Origin of the sequence: Mesorhizobium sp. B2-4-7 (genome assembly GCF_006442685.1) — a bacterium.
GTDB lineage: Bacteria > Pseudomonadota > Alphaproteobacteria > Rhizobiales > Rhizobiaceae > Mesorhizobium.
Map to the genome: position 1 here is coordinate 465,217 of NZ_VFVH01000001.1, position 15,935 is coordinate 481,151.

The window sequence follows — 15,935 nt, forward strand, 5'->3', positions numbered from 1 at the left end:
TTCTTCATGCGCCCGGCCTTTCATGCTCAAGAACGCCTTCCTGACGCTGCTTTCGCTTGCCATAGCCATCGGCGGCGGCGGCGCCAGCGTCTGGTATGCGCTGAAAATGCAGGACGGCGTCGGGGCGATCAGGATCGGCCAGTGGACCGCCTTTCCCGATATCGGCACACCCGCAGCCGACCCCTATTCCAAGGCCCGCGTGGCGCGCGAGGGCGTGCTCGCGCTCGGCCGCGCCGAAGGGCTGTCCTTTGTCGCCGAGGACGACGCAGCTGGCGGAGAACTCAGGCGCGAATGTACCTACACGATCGAAGGCGGATTTCCGACCGCCCGATTCTGGACCCTCTATGCCGCCGACCAATCGCTCAGCGTGGTCGAGACCGGCAAATCGCGGGTTGCCGCGCTTCAATCCTATGGCGTGCTGCGCCAATCCGACAATTCGGTGCTCATTTCCGTCGGCCATCACCCGATGCCCGGCAATTGGCTGCTGACCGACGGTTCCGGCAGGATGTATTTCGTTTTGACATTCTACGACACGCCGATCGCCAGCAGCACCGGCCTGTCGGATGTGTCGCTGCCCAAGATCACCAAGGTCAGCTGCGATGCGTAGTGTCTATGCCGCGACGCGCAGACTTCTACATGCCGTCCTGCTCGGCCTCGTCGGCGCCGGCATCGTGCATATCGTCGTGCTGCTTCTGGTGCCTGAATTCTCGGAACGCGATGCCTGGTCACGGCTGTCGATGGCGTCGGATCTCTACCGGATGACCCGGCTCGATGCCGAGGCGGGCGGCGCGCCGGTGGTGAAATCGGTCGACCCGCTGTTTTATGCGACGGCTTGCCGGTTCGACCTCGATGAGGGAATGGTGAGGATCAGGGCGCCGGGCAATGTGCCCTTCTGGTCGGTGTCTGTCTATGACCGCAACGGCCACAACATCTATTCATTCAACGACCACACGGCGACCGGGGGCAAGCTGGATGCCGTGGTGCTGACGCCGGCGCAGATGATCGACATGCGCAGGGACCTTCCCGAAGAGCTTCAGGGAGCGATCTTCGTCGAAGCGCCGATCGACGAGGGCATATTCGTCATCCGCAGCTTCGTGCCGGACGACAGCTGGAAGTCGATCGTGTCGCGCTTTCTGGAGCAGAGTTCGTGCGAGCTGCAGGACTTTTAGACCGCGGCCCGGACAATCCGCATCAGAACAATCAAGGGCGGTGCCGCAGGGATGATTCCCGCCTCGGCCTCAAGAACGTTCAGTGGTGCGGCACTGGCGTGCGTGGCGTTCCCGGCTTGTCAGGGCCGGCAGGCCGCGCTTCCCCTGCGGTGGACCGCTCATAGCGGATACCGGGAAAGATGATCACCGCCGCCGGTATTTCGGTGGTTTGCTTTGCTCGATTGGTTGGTGCCGTTCTCGGCACGAAAGACAGTACCATGCCCATGGTTCGCGTATTCCTCTCGGTTGCCCCGGAGCACAACGCAACGCCTCCAAATATCATTAAGGCCGGCAGAGGGTTAACGGAGCGCTAACGGATCCCAGCTAAATTGATCTTTGTTCTTGGCAATCGCGAAACCGACATGGTTCCGGTCGAGCATGGTCAGGCGTGTATAGAGTATCGGGCGTATCCCTCGTGTCATCTTCGGACTTCAGGCAAATCGCGGTAGGGACGGAATCGGGAAAGGCCGAAAGGCTGTTCCGCGCAGCGGTGTCTGCGTTCTGCTCGCTTACGCGGCCGTCCCGCCGGGAGATCGGCCAGCTCGAAGATCTGACGCTGCCGCTGTTCGACAACGTGTCCGTCGAATCGCGCCGCTACGTGGCGGCGGCCCTCTCTGAATGCGAATATGCTCCGGCCGGGCTGGTGCGGCGCCTGTGCGAGGAGCCGGTAGACATCGCCGCCCCCTTGCTCATCCGCTCGCGCGCAGTCAGTGACATCGACCTCATTGCGCTGATCGGCCGGCACGGGCTGCCGCATGCGCGCGCGATCGCGCGCCGCAAGAACCTTAATCCGACCATCGCCGATCTGATCAGGGCGCTGGAAAGGCCGACGCTGGTGCGGGTACGCGATCCGGAAGCGGAAGCCTCCCCGGCACAAACCGCTCCCTTGAAGGCGCCGGCCGCCGACAGCGCGACAAGGCAGCAGACGCCGGGCGTTGGTGCCGAAAATGCGCGGCACAGGCTGCGCTCCATGATGCGGGCCGGCGAGGAGGCGCAGGCGGCGCAGGTCGATCCGTTCACCGGAGCCGATACCTATGCCAAATTGCGCGAGACGGCGCTGACCGGAAACGCCGCCTTCTTCCAGACCGCGCTCGCCGATGCGCTCGATATCGATTTCTCGACGGCCAGGTTGCTGACGGCGAACCAGAATTACATGCCGCTGCTGACGGCGCTGCGCTCGCTCGACCTCAGCGAGGACCGGGCATTCCTGATCACGGTTGCCGTCTACTCCCGCGAGTTTCCGCATCCGCAGGCGATCCGCACCTTCCTCGATCGCTACCGGCTCCTGCACCGCGACGCGGCGCTGGACAAGGTGCGGGAATGGAAGGCCGTGACCCTGTCCGATGTGGTTCGCGACGCCGCCCCCACCAACAGCGCCAGCCGCGAGGCGTCGAACAGTGACGATGCAGCGGCCTTCCCTGGCCTCAGGACATCTTCACGGAAATAAGCTCCTCGACAGGAACAGCGCCGGCCTCGATCTCAACCACCCAGATGTCGGGATCGAATTTCTTCTCGCGTTCCAGTCTGGCGTCCAGCACCGAAGCATCGGCGGCGGTGGCGAGAAGGCTAAAGAAACGGTCGTCGGGCTTGGCCGAATCGTAGCTCGTCTGTGGCGCCGGCCCATAGAGAGCGATTTCACCAAGCCGGCTCCGCGTTAGAACGAACACGGCGCCGGCTTCGGTCGCGCCGCGCTTGACCACGGCGGCAAACCCGCCCGCGCCGAAAACCCGACGCAACAGGGCCGATACCCAGAGATCCGTGGTCACGCGCATGAGAAAAGTCCGGACAGCATGCGGGCTATCTATCGGTATTTACACCGCTGGGCGAGCCGTTGTTTGCGCCGTCAGTTGGTCAGGCCGATCTCGCGCATCTTGACATAGACCAGTTCGTCGGGCTCGCCGGTCTGCGGCAGGCCGAACAGCGACTGGAATTCCTTGATGGCCGCCTTGGTACGGGCGCCGACGACGCCGTCGAGCTGCATGTCGTCATTGCCGAAGGCCTTGAGCCCGGCCTGTATCTTGACAATGCGAGGATCCGGCGCTTGGGAAGCCGTATCGGTCTGCAGCGACACTGGAACCGCCTGCGACACTTCGGGACGCGGTTGCGGTTTCGGCACGGCGGCGGTTTTCGGGGTCGCGCCCAGCTGATCGAGCAGCAGCGCGTCGATCTCGCCGGACGTGTTGAGCCCAACCTTCTGCTGATAGGCCTGGATCGCCTTGCGCGTGTTGGGTCCGGAAATGCCGTCGACCGTGCCGGCGTAGAAATCGAGATCCTTCAATATGCCCTGCACCTGCTCCACCACCGGATCGCCCTTGACCGGCGCCGGCGCGGTACCTGGCCGCACGATGTTGAAGGTGGTCTCCGGCTCATCAGCGGCCGCGTGCGGAACGCCCTGCATGCTGCGGGTCGCGAAGAAGGCGCCGGCATGCGGAAAAGGCTGGTACCACAGCGCATTCGCCGAAACGTAGAACAGCGTCACCAGGAATGCCGTCGACCCTCCCACCAGGACGGGATTGCGCGAAATCATGCCGCCGATGGCGACGGCTCCGTCCTGGAAGGCGTTGCTGCGGCGCTTGGCCGCCTTAGGCTGTTTTGCGGAGCGCGCCATTTCCGTCCCCTTTCGCCCTGGCCAGCGGCATCGTCAGCACCCCGGCCTTGTCCGCCGGCCGCCCTTTCGGCCCCTTCACCGGCAGGCTGATGGTGACCGTGGTACCCTCGCCCGGCATGCTTTCGATCGACATGGTGCCTTCGTGCAGCGCCACCAGTCCCTTGACCAGCGACAGGCCAAGGCCGGTCCCCTCGAAACGACGGGTATAGTCGTTCTGGATCTGCATGAACGGCTTGCCGAGATTGGCGAAATCTTCCTCGGCGATGCCGATGCCGGTGTCCCGCACCCAGAAATGCAGGCGCGAACCGATCCGCTTGGCGCCGACGACGACATCGCCGCCATCGGGCGTGAACTTGATCGCATTCGAGACGAGATTGATGAGGATCTGCTGCACGGCGCGCCGGTCGGCGTTGATTTCGCCGGCGTCCGGCGCGATCTGCGCCTTGAGATCGATGTTCTTGGCCTGCGCCTGGAGCCGCATCATCTGCTGACACATGTCGACGGCTTCCATGAAGCGGAATGGCTCCGGTTCGGTCGCATAGACGCCCGATTCGATCCGCGATACGTCGAGAATGGAGGTTACGACGGCAAGCAGATGCTGGCCGGAATCGCGCACCAGACCGACATATTCCTTCTGCCGTGGATCCTTGAAGGCGCCGAACATCTCGTGCAGCAGCATGTCGGAGAATCCGATGATGGCATTGAGCGGCGTGCGCAGTTCGTGGCTCACCACCGCCAGGAAGCGCCCTTTCGCCACTTCGGCGGCGGCGGCCGCGTCATTGGCGGCGCCGAGGTCTTCGCGCAACCGGGCGACCTCGTCGTTCTCGCGCAGCACAAGCGTGAAAACGTCGCCCTGCTCCTGAGCGCGCATCAGTTCGAGCGAAAACGGCCGATAGTTGTCTGCCGGGCCATTGCCATTCTGTCCATTGCCGTCCTGCGGCAGCCTGACGCGCAACTCCAGCCTCCGCGACAGCGCCCCGTCTCGCATGTCGGCCAAGGCACTGAGATAGGAGACGCGATCCGAGAGATGCACGCGATCGAAAAGCCCGGTTCCGCAAAGCAGTTGCGGGGGCAGTTTCAACAGCGTACGCGCCTTTGCCGAGGCATCGATAACCTCGCCATGGCGGGCGACGCGCAGGACCACCGCGTCGATCATGTCTTCCAGACGATCGCCGGTGTCCCCTACGTCGGCCGCAGCCGCCGTGTTGCGAACCGCCGATATACGCGGCACCAGCGTCAGCGCCCAGGCCAATGGCAGCAGCCAGTGCCACGCGGCGATCGGCACCGCGGCATGCGGGAGGACGGTTGCCGTCACAGGCTGCAACAGAATGGCGACGACGGCGCAGACGGCTCCCCACAGCGCCGCGCGGCGCGAGGCGCCGATCCACCAGGCTTCGAACGGCAGCGCCACGAAAAGCATCGCGACCGGAGAGCTCAGCCCGCCGGCAGCGGCAACAAGACCGGCGAGCGCAAGTCCCGCGATCGCCAGCGCGGCCCGGCCGGCCAGATCCATCCTGCCGGTCGCGGCCACCAGCAAGGCGATGAACCAGCAAAGACCAAAGGCCGCGAAGATGGCGGCCACGGTGACGGCTGCGCCCATGCCTGACGTGACGAGCGTGACGGCGGCACCGGCGGCAAAGAACGGAGCGGCCAGCATGGCGCCGATAAAGCGACGCTGACGCTCGCGGTCGTCCAGCCCAAGAATGGAGGGATGGACCATACGTTCACAACCGGCGGCCATTGCCCCAGGCAATTCAACGTATCTGGCCTTGATCGGCATCAACTCAACGCACCCGCACTCGTCGTGAACAGCTCTGCTTTTGCAGATCGTTTTGATTGACTCTGAAACTCGCACCCAGCCTTTAAAGAATGGATAAGGCAGGGCCGACCCAAGGCCCGGCCCACGGCGAATATCGGGATGGGAGCGCCCGAAAAGGCGGGCAAATGCCACCATAGTAAACGGAGGGTTATCCGCAGGGGCCGCCCGCAGCGTGGCCAGCCGCAGCGCACCGACCGCCTGATTTTGTGGAAAACGCAACAGAAACAAAGGAATATATGGCTGATGGATGATAAGAAAAATGGTTCCAATCTGAGACAAATCGACAGCAAAACGCTTCGTTTCGAATTTGCCTCAAATTTGAAGAAAATTCTCGGCTAACCCGCAAGCCGTCCTTTGCGCCTGTGTGCCAATATCCCGCCCACAAAAGAGGTCATGCTCATGGCTGCATGATCCGGTCACGACAAGAGGCGAGCATGTTCTTCCTGATGAGAATGGCTTTCTGGTTTTCGCTGGTGCTGCTGGCACTGCCGCTGGGCGTCGGTCCCGGCGAGCCGGGCCAGGAAAGCGTAGGACCGATCCAGGCCCTGTTCGCAGCCCGCGACGCGGTCGGCGACATCGCCGGTATTTGCGAACGCAAGCCCGATGTCTGTGAGACCGGCAAGTCGGCAATGCACACCATCACCGCAAGGGCCAAGGAGACAGCCAAGATCGCGGCCGCCATGCTGGACGACAAGTCCGCAGGCCCCGACATCTCCACAATGACCGGCAGCGTTCCCGAAGAAGTCGTCTTGCCCGAGACAGTCAACCTGCCGGTAAAGAATTAAGCCGTTTCGACGGCGCACCGCGGGCAGTCTGCCTCTCGACGCCCGCGGTGTTTTTGTTTTTCCGTGACGCGGCGACGGTGGATGACTATATCCCTGTCATGACGACCACGATCCAGACGATCCGCGACGACTTCTCATTCCTTGACGAATGGGAGGACCGCTATCGTTATGTCATCGAACTCGGCGAGGCGCTGCCGCCATTCCCGGATGAGGAACGCACCGCCGCCAACAAGGTGCCGGGCTGCGTCAGCCAGGTCTGGCTGACCACCGAACGGGGACCGGGCGGCGATCCGGTCATCACCTTCAGGGGCGATTCGGACGCCCATATCGTACGCGGGCTGGTGGCGATCATGCTGGCGCTGTTCTCCGGCAAGACCGCCAGCGAGATCCAGAAAATCGATGCGGAAGCGACGCTGAAGGCGCTCGGCCTGGACGAGCACCTGTCGCCGCAGCGCGCCAACGGCCTTCGTTCGATGGTCAAGCGCATCAGGCGCGACGCAGAGGCCGCACTCGAGCAGACGGCCTGATATCGCCTCCGCGATCAGCCGATCGCATCATACCGCGCACTGGTACCAGCGCTGTCCGGCCCGGCCGGCAAAGTAAAACGGCGCCCGAAGGCGCCGATGTCGATCGTTGAACCTTCCGTCCGGCTCTATCTATCGTTTGAGCCGCATTCTGCGATACCAAGTGTACTCACCTGGCAGCAAATGCTTAGCGGGCCTTGCGCTTGCGGCCGAGCCCCATCTTCTTGGCGAGCTGGGAGCGGGCGGCCGCGTAGTTCGGGGCAACCATCGGGTAGCTCGGGTCGAGGTTCCACTTTTCGCGATACTGATCCGGCGTCAGATCATAATGAGTCATCAGGTGACGCTTGAGCGACTTGAACTTTTTGCCGTCTTCAAGGCAAACGATGTAGTCGTCATGAACCGAGCGCTTCGGGTTCACTGCCGGCTTCTGCTTGTCGGCGGGCGGCTGTTCGGCGGTTCCGCCCACACGCCCGAGAGCAGCATGGACATCGGAGATGAGGTTCGGCAGTTCGCCGACCGGCACGGGATTGTTGCTGACATAGGCGGCCACCACGTCGGCGGTCAGCTCGATCAGCGCGTCGCTGTTTCTGGAAGGTGTTTCGACAATATCCATGGTCTTCAGGCCCCAACGAGAGTTAGTTTAGTGCGCCCTTTTTTACAGGCAAGGCATTGCACGAATTTTGTGCAGACAGAGCTTCTGCGATTCGTGTCGCGGGGGCATCAATGAACCTACCTAGCAAGTAAGTCAATTCGATCCTTGCACTATATTGAACGATGTTGATCAAATATTTTCGGATCAGCTTCAATCTTTCGTGCACGATGTAATTTTTCGATATTTCCCAGGCGAAACCAGCGACCGGTGACGCAGCGTTAGCTAACCGTTACATTCGCGCTAACTCACAAAGCATCTCCGAGTGCTTCGCTTTGCTTGGCGATCGCGCCGGCAATCTTGGTTGCTCACCCCCTTTCACAAAACCATAGGTTGCCCCACCTCGGCCATTGCCGGCCCTCACGCGTCGTGCAGCCGACCAGCTCGGATCACTCAATACGGGGCGATGTATTTGCCATAGGCCCACCCGGTGACAAAACCGCCGTTCTTCGCCGGATCATGCCAGACTTCGCACCAGCGATAGCGAACCGCCTGCTGCTGCTTCCATGCCGGCTGATTGGCGATGTCGAGCAGGTTCGTCCCGCCAGTGCATCGTCCGGTCATCTGCAAAACGGTGCCGTTCGGATATGCGGCCTGTTTCTGGGACGTGCCCGAGGGATATTTGCGCACGTTGAGCGTGTCGCCGAACGGCACGTTGGCCACTTGCCAAGCGGCGAATACGGTCGCATGAGATTGGCCGGCGATGGCCATAGTTGCGGAAACGACGGCGAGAGCCGCGACGGTGCGAGCATAGATATACATTATTTCTCCTCCCGGCCCGCTTTCTGGAGCCCGGCGCAGCAATAAGACCCGGCTCTTGAACCCGCGCTGATCGGCGTGTTCATTGGCCATTCAGGACATTTCCAAAGCGAGACGCAATGACCAAAACTTCTGCATTCCCGGATGTCACCCCGCCAACGCCCGAGAAGCGGCCGGTTTTCGACACGCATCACGGTATCACGCGAACGGACGACTATTCCTGGCTGCGGGCCGACAATTGGCAGGAGATGTTCAGGGACCCCGCATTGCTCGATGCGGGCATCCGCGCCCATCTCGAAGCCGAGAACGCCTACCAGTCGAAACTGATGGCCGACACGGCCGATTTGCGGAAGCGGCTGTTCAAGGAGATGAAGGGTCGCATCAAGGAGGACGATTCTTCCGTGCCGATGAAGGACGGACCCTACGCGTATGGCTCCTCCTTCAAACTCGGCGGCGAGCAGCCGCGCTATTTCCGCATGCCGCGGGACGGCGGCGCGCAGCATATCCTGCTCGACGGCGATGCCGAGGCCGAAGGCAAGGCCTATTTCCGGCTTGGCGGCGTCGATCATTCGGCCGACCATGGCAAGCTTTTATGGGCGTTCGACGACAAGGGCTCCGAATTCTATACGCTTCGGGTGCGCGACCTCTCCGACGGCAAGGAACTCGCGGACACGGTTCCAGACACCGGCGGTTCGGGGGTGTGGAACGCCGCCAATGACGGGTTTTTCTACACCCGGCTCGACCCCAACCACCGTCCCTCCAAGGTGCTGTTCCATGCGCTTGGGCAGGATCCGGCAAGCGACCGGCTGATCTATGAGGAAAATGATCCCGGCTTCTTCATGAATGTCGGCGGCACGCGCTCCAATGAATGGATCATGGTTGCCATCAACGACCACGAGACATCGGAATACCGGCTGCTGAGCGCGGGCGAGCCGTTTGGCGAGCCGAAGCTGGTGGCGGCGCGCGAGACCGGTCTTCAATACGAGATGGAGGAAGGCGGCGACATTTTCTTCATCCTGACCAACGCCGATGGGGCCAAGGACTTCAAGATCATGACGGCGCCGGCGAGCGATCCGATCCGCGCCAACTGGCAGGAACTGGTTCCGCACGAGGCCGGCCGGCTGATCCTGTCGGTGATCGGCTTCAAGAACCATATGGTCAGGCTGGAGCGCAAGGAGGGCCTGCCGCGCATCGTCGTGCGCGACCGTGCAACCGGCGAGGAACACCTGATCTCCTTCGACGAGGAGGCGTTTTCGCTCGGCCTGTCGGGATCCCTGGAATACGACACCGAGATCATGCGCTTCACCTATTCATCGATGACGACGCCGGCGCAGGTCTTCGACTACAACATGCGCACCCGCGAGCGCGTGTTGCTCAAGACCCAGGAGGTGCCGTCCGGCCACGACCCGGAGCGCTATGTCACGCGTCGGCTGATGGCGCCCGCGGCTGATGGCGAATTGGTGCCGGTCTCGCTCTTGTACCGCCGCGATACCCCGCTGGACGGCTCCGCGCCTTGCCTGCTTTACGGCTACGGTTCCTATGGCATCACGGTGCCGGCGGCCTTCAACACCAACTGGTTCTCGCTGGTCGACCGCGGCTTTGTCTTTGCAATCGCCCACGTCCGCGGCGGCAAGGACAAGGGCTATGGCTGGTACGATGACGGCAAGCGGGCGCACAAGATGAACACTTTCACCGATTTCATCGCCTGTGCACGCCATCTGGTCGCCGAACGCTACACTGTGCATGACCGCATCGTCGCGCAAGGTGGATCCGCCGGCGGCATGCTGATGGGCGCGGTCGCCAACATGGCGCCGGACTGTTTCGGCGGCATCGTTGCCGAGGTGCCTTTCGTCGACGTGCTCACCACCATGCTCGACGCCAGCCTGCCGCTGACCCCGCCGGAGTGGCCTGAATGGGGCAATCCGATCGCGTCGGCGGACGATTACCGGACGATCGCCGCCTACTCGCCCTATGACAATGTCGCCGCGCTCGGCTATCCACCGATCCTGGCGCTAGCCGGTCTCACTGACCCGCGCGTCACCTATTGGGAACCGGCCAAATGGGTGGCGCGGCTGCGCGAGCGCAAGACGGGCGACAATCCGGTCCTGTTCAAGATCAACATGGAATCGGGCCATGCCGGCGCGTCCGGCCGGTTTTCCCGGCTGGAGGAGATCGCCTACACATATTCATTCGCCTTGAGAGTGACAGGCAAGGCAACAGGGCCGCAGGGCTGAAGCGGTCATTGCCCTTCGGCCCCTGGCGTGACTTGATCGGCGACGAACGCCGAGGAGGATGCGAGCAATGATCGACCTGGCCACATTGACCACCTATGTCGCCGTGGTGCTCGGTTTTGTGTTTATTCCCGGCCCCGCCACGCTGCTGACGGTCGCGCGGGCAACGAGTTCGGGAACCAAAGCCGGCATCGCAACCGGCGCAGGGATCGCGGCCGGCGACGTGTTTCACACCTTCACGGCCATGGTCGGCATCTCGGCGATCGTCGCCGCATCGGCGGTGTTGTTCAGCGCCGTGAAGTATCTCGGTGCGGCATATCTCGTTTATCTCGGCATTCGCGCGATCATGGAAAAGACGCCGGCCGATCTCGCCGCCGGCAGGTTCCCAATCTCAGCGGGCAAGGCGTTTCGGCAAGCCATACTGACTGAGATGCTCAACCCCAAGACGGCGCTTTTCTTCCTCGCGTTCCTGCCACAGTTCGTCCGGCCCGAAAACGGATCGGTCATGCTCCAGCTGGCGGTATTGGGGATCATCTTTGTTCTGCTGGGCCTCTTCAGCACAGTGGTTTTCGCGGTGAGCGCAGGCGGGCTTGGCACTTTCCTGCGTCGAAATCCCACGGTGTTAAAATGGCAGGGCAAGATTGTCGGCGGCATCTATTGCGGCCTGGGCGTGCGGCTGGCGCTTCAGCAGCGCTGACGCGAAACGGTGACCGGCGCGGCCTTCTCGGCGAGCCGGGCAATCATTGGTTTTTGAATTCCGTGTTGCTGGTTTTCGCTCGCAATTGCGATGCCCGCGCGCTACCCAAGGCGCGTTTTGTCCCGGGCCATGACAGCCCACAATCGCACAAGGGCCTGCCATGCTGCTCGTCGACGTCTATCTCGACAAATCCCCCATCCAGGGCATTGGTGTCTTTGCCAAGAATCCCATTTCCCGCGGCACGATGATCTGGAAGCTGGATCCGAGATTCGACCGGCTCATCGAGGTCGAGACCTATGAGAGCCAGACAGGACCGGTGAAGAGCTATCTCGATCGCTATGCCTATCCGGACAGGCGAGATCCGAACTACATCGTCTTCGAGGCCGACGATGCACGCTACATGAACCACGCCGACGAGCCGAATTGCGACGTATCCTCGCCGGAGGAAAGCTTTGCGTTGCGCGACATCGCGGCCGGCGAGGAACTGACCTGCAACTACAATCATTTCTTCGCGGCGGGCTTCGACTTCCTGGGCGATCGCCACCCGTAGTCAGCTCGCCGGTTTTTTGCGCGCCGGATAGCCGTTCGGATGCGGCGGAACCGCCTTGAGATAGGCCGCGATCGCCGCGCGGTCCTCGGGCGCCAGTTCGGCCATGTTCCTCTGCACGTCGACCATGGCCCCGCCAACGGAATCGAAATCGGGCGTGAAGCCGGTTTCGAGATAGTTGGCGATATCGGCCTGCGACCAGTCGCCGATGCCGCCCTCCCCGGAGGTGATATTGGGGACGATGCCGCTGCCTTCGGCGGCTGTGGCTCCAGCCAGCCACTCGCTCTTCTTTGTCCCCCCCGCAAGGTCACGCGGTGTGTGACATTCGCCGCAATGACCCGGTCCCTCGACCAGGTAGCGACCGGCAATCACAGGACCAGGCGCGCCTTCGGGCAGGGACACAACAGGCTGCTCGCTGAGATAGAGCCGTTTCCACAAGCCGATGCCGCGACGGATGTTGAACGGAAAACTCAACGAATTGGCCGGCGCTCGGCCGGCAACCGCCGGCAGCGTCTTCAGGAAGGCATAGAGATCGGCAATGTCGGCGGGCTTCATGCGCGCGTAGGACGTATAGGGAAATGCCGGATAGAAATGCTCGCCCGACGGCGAGACACCCTTCAGCATGGCATTGGCGAGATCCTCGGCCGACCACGCGCCGATGCCGTCCTTGGGGTCTTGCGAAATGTTGGGCGGCACAAACGTGCCAAACGGAGTCTTGAGTTCAAGGCCGCCGACCAGTTCGAGCCGCTCATCGCCTTTCGAACCGGGTTTTGCATGGCAGGAGGTGCAGCCGCCGGCATAAAAAATGCGCTTGCCCCTGGCCGCGTCACCAGGCGCGAGCTTGGCCAGGGTTTCCGCATCGAGCTTCACCGGCGCCGAAAGCGTCCACGCGGCAACCGCGCCGACGCCGCCGAGCACGAGTGCGGCGCCGACAAACTTCCTCAGCCATGCCATGGCCGGCGATTAGCCTTTCTTGACCCTGTAGCCCTTGTGGCAGGTGCCGCAGTCGGAGCCGATGACGCCGATTTGCGTCTTCAGGGAATCCACGTCGGCTGGGGCGGCGGCGACCGCGGCCTTGACGTCGGCAAGATACTTGTCTTCTGTCGCCTTGAAACCGGCCATGTCTTGCCAGATCTTCGGCGCCGCCGTGGTGTCGCCCGTGTCGCTGCCCGCCGGGAACAGGACGTCGGCGTCGAATTTTTCCGCGTTCGCCTGGAGCGCCTGCAGCGCAGTCAGTACGGCGGCGGCATCAAAGGGCTCCTCACCCTTGACCACTTTCGACAGGCCGCCGACGATCTTCCCGCGTTCCTTCATCAGGGCCTGGCGGTCGAGGATCGGGTCGGCAAAGGCCGCCGAACCGGCGAACGCGAGCATAGAGATGGCGACGACAAGCTTTCTCATTCAATTAGCTCCATGATGAGGGCATTTCGGGACAGGACGTTAACGGACGTGGCGGGAGGAATATTCCCTTCCCCCGACGATTTTGCAGACCTTTGCTGTGGGATCTCGGCACAGAAAAAGAAAAGCCCCGGGAGTGCCGGGGCTTTCTGAATCTCAATCAAGCTTTCGCTTTTTCGTAGAGTTCGAGAACATGATCCCAGTTGATCAGGCTGTCGACGAAGGCCTCGAGATATTTCGGCCGGGCGTTGCGATAGTCGATGTAATAGGAGTGCTCCCAGACATCGACGCCGAGAATCGGCGCCGCGCCATGGACGAGGGGATTCTCGCCGTTCGGCGTCTTCGAGATCGCCAGCTTGCCATCCTTGACCGAAACCCAGGCCCAGCCGGAACCGAACTGGGTCGTGCCGGCGGCGATGAAGTCGGCCTTGAATTTGTCGTAGCCGCCCAGATCGCTGTCGAAAGCCTCCTGCAACGCGCCCGGCAGCTTGTTGCCGCCGCCGCCCTTTTTCATCCACTTCCAGAAATGGATGTGATTGTAGTGCTGGGCGGCATTGTTGAAGAGGCCGGCATTCTTGCCGAACGACTGCTTGACCACCTCTTCTACCGACAGATCGCCAAGGCCGGCTTCGGCTGCAAGCTTGTTGCCGTTGTCGACATAGGCCTTGTGGTGCTTGTCGTGGTGATATTCCAGCGTCTCTTTCGACATGTAGGGCTGCAAGGCCTCATAGTCGTAAGGCAGAGCGGGCAATTCAAAAGCCATGGAAGGTACTCCCTCAAGGAAAATCCGGTGTCGATACCGGACTAAGATAGGTCTGGATTGGGTTCGGACAACTCCGAAAAGTGAAGCGCCGGGTGCTCTTTCTAAGCGGGTTCCGGAGAACTGTCACACAGTTTCCGGAAACCGGGCGCATTGCGACGAAAAGCCTGGACGGATCAGCCCGCCGACGTCGAATGCGCCCAATCCCAATAGAGCTCCCGCGCCTTCTTGGCCACCGGCCCGGGCTGCAGGCTGCGGTCCTCGATGCGCGTGATCGGAATGACCTTGGAATGGTTGCCGGTCGAAAAAATCTCATCCGCCTCGAGGAATTCACGCACCGACAGCGCCTTTTCGGTGGTCTTGAACCCGTACTCGCCAAGCAACGTCATCGTGCGCGAGCGGGTGATGCCGGACAGGAAGGTGCCGTTCGGCGCCGGCGTCAGGACGTGGCCGTCCTTGACCAGGAAGATGTTCGAGGTTCCGGTCTCGGCGACGTTGCCCAGCATGTCGAGCACCAGGGCGTTGTCGAAGCCGCGCATCTTGGCTTCGAGGATGGCACGGCCATTGTTGGGATAGAGGCAGCCGGCCTTGGCGTTGGTCGGCATGGTTTCGATAGTCGGGCGCCGGAACGGCGAAACCGTCACGGAAAAGCCGGTCGGCGAGATCATCGGCGATTCGTAGAGGCACAGGCAGAAACGGGTCGAGGCGGGATCGGCCGGCACGCCCATATAGCCGCCGTGCTCGGCCCAATACATCGGCCTGATATAGACAGCCGTCTTGCCATCGAATTTCTTCAATCCGTCCCAGGTCAGTCCGACGATCTTCTCGGCCGCCATCGAAGGCTTGAGACCGAGCGCGATCGCCGAGGCATTCACGCGCGCGGCATGAAGCTCAAGATCGGGAGCGACGCCCTCGAACCAGCGGGCGCCGTCGAACACGCTGGTGCCGAGCCACATTGCGTGGCTGCGCGGGCCCAAAACGGCGACATTGCCCTCGTACCAGTCGCCGTCGACGAAAGTCCATGTCGCGGAAAGTGCGGCAGCCGCCAGTGTCATTGCTTTGTCCCGTTCCGATCAATCTCGTGTTGCAGCATTGGATGACGCTTTGGCCGGCGTCGTCAACCAGCATCGGGGAGTTTTGTTGAGGCCACGGACGGCGCGCTGCAATCAAGACTTGCACCTTGCCCCGCCTCGCCTCAAAACTGTTGCCATGCAATACGCCGCTTATGTTTTCGACGCCTACGGCACACTGTTCGATGTTCATGCCGCCGTGCGCCGCCACGCCGACGCCATCGGACCGGACGGCCAGTTGCTGTCCGAGATCTGGCGCGCCAAGCAACTCGAATATTCCTGGGTGCGTACGTTGATGGGCGCCTATGCCGATTTTTGGCAACTCACCGAGCAGGCACTTGATTTCGCGTTGCACAAGGTGCCCTCTGCCGATCCCGGCCTCAAGGCGGTATTGCTGGATGCCTATTGGCGGCTGGACTGCTATGCGGAAGTGCCCGCCGTGCTGAAGGCGCTGAAGGCGTCCGGCGCCAAGCTGGCAATCCTGTCCAACGGTTCACCGGAAATGCTGGAGGCAGCCGTTAAATCCGCGGCGCTCGATCAGGTGCTGGACGATATCTATTCCGTCGATGCGGTACGGCGCTTCAAGACCGATCCGTCGGTCTACGACATGGTCACGACAGGCTGGCGCCTCTATCCGGGTGCGGTCTCCTTCCAGTCGTCCAACCGCTGGGACATTGCCGGCGCGACCAAGTTCGGCTTCCGCACCGTGTGGATCAACCGCTCCAACCAGCCGGAGGAGTATCGGGATTTTCCACCGGCCCTGATCCTGCCGTCGCTCGATGCCCTTGTCACAGGTGGCTAACGCATGCGGCCCAAAAGTAATCCTGGTTTTCGCTCCTGTGACCGTAGCGCCACAGTGGCGACGCGGTCACAGCTTCGC

The 15,935-nt window shown here is 62.2% G+C and carries 19 protein-coding genes; 10 read left to right on the plus strand and 9 right to left on the minus strand.

From position 1 onward, the window contains the following. Nucleotides 1–22 precede the first annotated feature (22 nt). From FJ946_RS02320 to FJ946_RS02335, 3 genes are all read left to right on the plus strand, one after another. The gene (locus tag FJ946_RS02320; RefSeq protein WP_140517961.1) at nt 23–607 is read left to right on the plus strand and encodes a DUF1214 domain-containing protein; all 585 of its coding nucleotides are present in this window, start codon (nt 23–25) and stop codon (nt 605–607) included. After that, nucleotides 600–1,169, plus strand: a complete 570-nt coding sequence (locus FJ946_RS02325; protein WP_140494730.1) for a DUF1254 domain-containing protein — start codon at nt 600–602, stop codon at nt 1,167–1,169. Before FJ946_RS02320 ends, FJ946_RS02325 begins: the two co-directional genes overlap by 8 nt. Nucleotides 1,170–1,623: 454 nt before the next feature. Next, nucleotides 1,624–2,655: a DUF2336 domain-containing protein gene (locus FJ946_RS02335; protein WP_140494734.1), complete on the plus strand. Its 1,032-nt coding sequence runs from the start codon at nt 1,624–1,626 to the stop codon at nt 2,653–2,655. On the opposite strand, the gene FJ946_RS02340 is transcribed toward FJ946_RS02335, so the two are convergent. The 3 genes from FJ946_RS02340 to FJ946_RS02350 all read right to left on the minus strand — a co-directional run bounded on the left by FJ946_RS02340 (nt 2,633) and on the right by FJ946_RS02350 (nt 5,536). Then, nucleotides 2,633–2,980, minus strand: a complete 348-nt coding sequence (locus FJ946_RS02340) for a DUF1491 family protein (RefSeq protein ID WP_140494737.1) — start codon at nt 2,978–2,980, stop codon at nt 2,633–2,635. The genes FJ946_RS02335 and FJ946_RS02340 overlap by 23 nt on opposite strands. A gap of 71 nt (nt 2,981–3,051) precedes the next feature. Continuing rightward, nucleotides 3,052–3,816, minus strand: coding sequence for a peptidoglycan-binding protein (locus FJ946_RS02345; RefSeq protein ID WP_140494739.1), 765 nt, complete (start codon nt 3,814–3,816; stop codon nt 3,052–3,054). Then, a complete protein-coding gene (locus FJ946_RS02350) occupies nt 3,791–5,536 on the minus strand; it encodes a PAS domain-containing sensor histidine kinase (protein WP_140567672.1) in 1,746 nt (581 codons plus the stop codon). The genes FJ946_RS02345 and FJ946_RS02350 overlap by 26 nt, the downstream gene beginning before the upstream one ends. A 198-nt stretch (nt 5,537–5,734) precedes the next feature. Between FJ946_RS02350 and FJ946_RS02355 the strand changes: the two genes are divergently transcribed. The 3 genes from FJ946_RS02355 to FJ946_RS02365 all read left to right on the plus strand — a co-directional run bounded on the left by FJ946_RS02355 (nt 5,735) and on the right by FJ946_RS02365 (nt 6,947). Next, nucleotides 5,735–5,974, plus strand: coding sequence for a hypothetical protein (locus FJ946_RS02355; RefSeq protein ID WP_140520734.1), 240 nt, complete (start codon nt 5,735–5,737; stop codon nt 5,972–5,974). Between the two features lie 95 nt (nt 5,975–6,069). Then, nucleotides 6,070–6,420, plus strand: coding sequence for a DUF5330 domain-containing protein (locus tag FJ946_RS02360; protein ID WP_140517959.1), 351 nt, complete (start codon nt 6,070–6,072; stop codon nt 6,418–6,420). Nucleotides 6,421–6,518: 98 nt separating this feature from the next. Continuing rightward, nucleotides 6,519–6,947, plus strand: a complete 429-nt coding sequence (locus tag FJ946_RS02365) for a SufE family protein (RefSeq protein ID WP_140495047.1) — start codon at nt 6,519–6,521, stop codon at nt 6,945–6,947. Nucleotides 6,948–7,131: 184 nt separating this feature from the next. Here the strand turns inward: FJ946_RS02365 and FJ946_RS02370 are convergent, their stop codons facing one another. Continuing rightward, on the minus strand, nt 7,132–7,557 hold the full coding sequence (locus tag FJ946_RS02370) for a MucR family transcriptional regulator (RefSeq protein WP_095089970.1): 426 nt from the start codon (nt 7,555–7,557) through the stop codon (nt 7,132–7,134). A gap of 429 nt (nt 7,558–7,986) precedes the next feature. Then, nucleotides 7,987–8,355: an SH3 domain-containing protein gene (locus FJ946_RS02375; RefSeq protein WP_140520957.1), complete on the minus strand. Its 369-nt coding sequence runs from the start codon at nt 8,353–8,355 to the stop codon at nt 7,987–7,989. A gap of 116 nt (nt 8,356–8,471) precedes the next feature. Between FJ946_RS02375 and FJ946_RS02380 the strand changes: the two genes are divergently transcribed. The 3 genes from FJ946_RS02380 (at nt 8,472) to FJ946_RS02390 (ending at nt 11,830) form a co-directional block, all read left to right on the plus strand. After that, nucleotides 8,472–10,586 (plus strand): S9 family peptidase, encoded by a 2,115-nt coding sequence (locus FJ946_RS02380; protein WP_140567669.1) that lies wholly within the window; start codon nt 8,472–8,474, stop codon nt 10,584–10,586. A 67-nt stretch (nt 10,587–10,653) separates the two neighbouring features. Further along, nucleotides 10,654–11,280: a LysE family translocator gene (locus FJ946_RS02385; RefSeq protein WP_140517957.1), complete on the plus strand. Its 627-nt coding sequence runs from the start codon at nt 10,654–10,656 to the stop codon at nt 11,278–11,280. Between the two features lie 160 nt (nt 11,281–11,440). Next, the gene (locus FJ946_RS02390; protein WP_140494748.1) at nt 11,441–11,830 is read left to right on the plus strand and encodes an SET domain-containing protein-lysine N-methyltransferase; all 390 of its coding nucleotides are present in this window, start codon (nt 11,441–11,443) and stop codon (nt 11,828–11,830) included. On the opposite strand, the gene FJ946_RS02395 is transcribed toward FJ946_RS02390, so the two are convergent. From FJ946_RS02395 to FJ946_RS02410, 4 genes are all read right to left on the minus strand, one after another. Further along, nucleotides 11,831–12,781: a cytochrome c gene (locus tag FJ946_RS02395; protein WP_140559432.1), complete on the minus strand. Its 951-nt coding sequence runs from the start codon at nt 12,779–12,781 to the stop codon at nt 11,831–11,833. A gap of 9 nt (nt 12,782–12,790) precedes the next feature. After that, complete coding sequence (locus FJ946_RS02400) at nt 12,791–13,228, minus strand: cytochrome c (RefSeq protein WP_140559431.1); 438 nt, start codon at nt 13,226–13,228, stop codon at nt 12,791–12,793. Between the two features lie 157 nt (nt 13,229–13,385). Next, nucleotides 13,386–13,988: a superoxide dismutase gene (locus tag FJ946_RS02405; RefSeq protein ID WP_140567666.1), complete on the minus strand. Its 603-nt coding sequence runs from the start codon at nt 13,986–13,988 to the stop codon at nt 13,386–13,388. A gap of 173 nt (nt 13,989–14,161) precedes the next feature. Next, nucleotides 14,162–15,040 carry a branched-chain amino acid aminotransferase gene (locus FJ946_RS02410; RefSeq protein WP_140567664.1) on the minus strand — a complete coding sequence of 293 codons (879 nt, stop codon included), beginning with the start codon at nt 15,038–15,040 and terminating at the stop codon, nt 14,162–14,164. A 154-nt stretch (nt 15,041–15,194) separates the two neighbouring features. Between FJ946_RS02410 and FJ946_RS02415 the strand changes: the two genes are divergently transcribed. Next, complete coding sequence (locus FJ946_RS02415; RefSeq protein WP_140517954.1) at nt 15,195–15,857, plus strand: haloacid dehalogenase type II; 663 nt, start codon at nt 15,195–15,197, stop codon at nt 15,855–15,857. The last annotated feature ends 78 nt before the right edge of the window (nt 15,858–15,935 follow it).

What these genes read in the sequence shown, in the direction of transcription:
- FJ946_RS02415 (WP_140517954.1), top strand. Translation starts at nt 15,195, where the DNA reads ATGCAATACGCCGCTTATGTTTTCGACGCCTACGGCACACTGTTCGAT.
- FJ946_RS02375 (WP_140520957.1), bottom strand. Translation starts at nt 8,355, where the DNA reads ATGTATATCTATGCTCGCACCGTCGCGGCTCTCGCCGTCGTTTCCGCA.
- FJ946_RS02340 (WP_140494737.1), bottom strand. Translation starts at nt 2,980, where the DNA reads ATGCGCGTGACCACGGATCTCTGGGTATCGGCCCTGTTGCGTCGGGTT.
- FJ946_RS02395 (WP_140559432.1), bottom strand. Translation starts at nt 12,781, where the DNA reads ATGGCATGGCTGAGGAAGTTTGTCGGCGCCGCACTCGTGCTCGGCGGC.
- FJ946_RS02410 (WP_140567664.1), bottom strand. Translation starts at nt 15,040, where the DNA reads ATGACACTGGCGGCTGCCGCACTTTCCGCGACATGGACTTTCGTCGAC.
- FJ946_RS02355 (WP_140520734.1), top strand. Translation starts at nt 5,735, where the DNA reads ATGGGAGCGCCCGAAAAGGCGGGCAAATGCCACCATAGTAAACGGAGG.
- FJ946_RS02385 (WP_140517957.1), top strand. Translation starts at nt 10,654, where the DNA reads ATGATCGACCTGGCCACATTGACCACCTATGTCGCCGTGGTGCTCGGT.
- FJ946_RS02380 (WP_140567669.1), top strand. Translation starts at nt 8,472, where the DNA reads ATGACCAAAACTTCTGCATTCCCGGATGTCACCCCGCCAACGCCCGAG.
- FJ946_RS02320 (WP_140517961.1), top strand. Translation starts at nt 23, where the DNA reads ATGCTCAAGAACGCCTTCCTGACGCTGCTTTCGCTTGCCATAGCCATC.
- FJ946_RS02350 (WP_140567672.1), bottom strand. Translation starts at nt 5,536, where the DNA reads ATGGTCCATCCCTCCATTCTTGGGCTGGACGACCGCGAGCGTCAGCGT.
- FJ946_RS02370 (WP_095089970.1), bottom strand. Translation starts at nt 7,557, where the DNA reads ATGGATATTGTCGAAACACCTTCCAGAAACAGCGACGCGCTGATCGAG.
- FJ946_RS02360 (WP_140517959.1), top strand. Translation starts at nt 6,070, where the DNA reads ATGTTCTTCCTGATGAGAATGGCTTTCTGGTTTTCGCTGGTGCTGCTG.
- FJ946_RS02325 (WP_140494730.1), top strand. Translation starts at nt 600, where the DNA reads ATGCGTAGTGTCTATGCCGCGACGCGCAGACTTCTACATGCCGTCCTG.
- FJ946_RS02365 (WP_140495047.1), top strand. Translation starts at nt 6,519, where the DNA reads ATGACGACCACGATCCAGACGATCCGCGACGACTTCTCATTCCTTGAC.
- FJ946_RS02345 (WP_140494739.1), bottom strand. Translation starts at nt 3,816, where the DNA reads ATGGCGCGCTCCGCAAAACAGCCTAAGGCGGCCAAGCGCCGCAGCAAC.
- FJ946_RS02400 (WP_140559431.1), bottom strand. Translation starts at nt 13,228, where the DNA reads ATGAGAAAGCTTGTCGTCGCCATCTCTATGCTCGCGTTCGCCGGTTCG.
- FJ946_RS02390 (WP_140494748.1), top strand. Translation starts at nt 11,441, where the DNA reads ATGCTGCTCGTCGACGTCTATCTCGACAAATCCCCCATCCAGGGCATT.
- FJ946_RS02405 (WP_140567666.1), bottom strand. Translation starts at nt 13,988, where the DNA reads ATGGCTTTTGAATTGCCCGCTCTGCCTTACGACTATGAGGCCTTGCAG.